The following is a 643-nucleotide window of genomic DNA, read 5'->3' on the forward strand; positions in this document are numbered from 1 at the left end:
GAAGATACTCTTTAACCAGTTCGTCATCTGCGAGAATATTGGGTAGTGACACGTACTTAGTTTTCAATAGGCGCTTGGCCAGAAAGGCGGTAAAGGCATTGACGCGATAGCCAACAACCATAGGACGTTTAAGCAACATGCACTCTAACGCTACCGTTCCAGATGCTAGCATTACCGCATCAGAGGCTGTAATAACATTGCGAGCTGTATCATCCACTAATTTGAAATCAAGCTCGGGCGCATGCTCTTTCCACGCTTGCTCAAATTGCTCTCGACGTTTTTGATTAACTAGCGCCACTACAAAGCCCAAACCAGGGTATTTTTGGTGCAGAAGCTTGCACGTCTCAATGAATGGCTGAGAGAGCATCTTGAGCTCACTACCACGGCTACCCGGTAAAACTGCTAACCATTTTTTGTCTTGTTCAAGTCCTAGCAGATCTCGCGCAGGCGCTTGCTCAGATTGCAAAGGAATAGCATCCGCTAAGGTGTGGCCGATAAACTCACAAGGCACGTTAAATTTATCGTAAAACGCCTTTTCAAACGGTAGAAAAGCCAGTACCAGGTTGGTCGCAGCCTCGATTTTGAAGATACGCTTTTGACGCCACGCCCATACTGAAGGGCTCACGTAGTGCACGGTTTTAAT

At 46.8% G+C, this 643-nt stretch carries 1 protein-coding gene; it reads right to left on the reverse strand.

What is annotated here, in order from left to right; translation table 11 throughout:
- On the reverse strand, positions 1-643 hold a 643-nt coding region (gene lpxB, locus R8O11_RS28600), incomplete at both ends, for a lipid-A-disaccharide synthase (protein ID WP_318195044.1).

Source organism: Vibrio sp. 1288 (assembly GCF_033344475.1).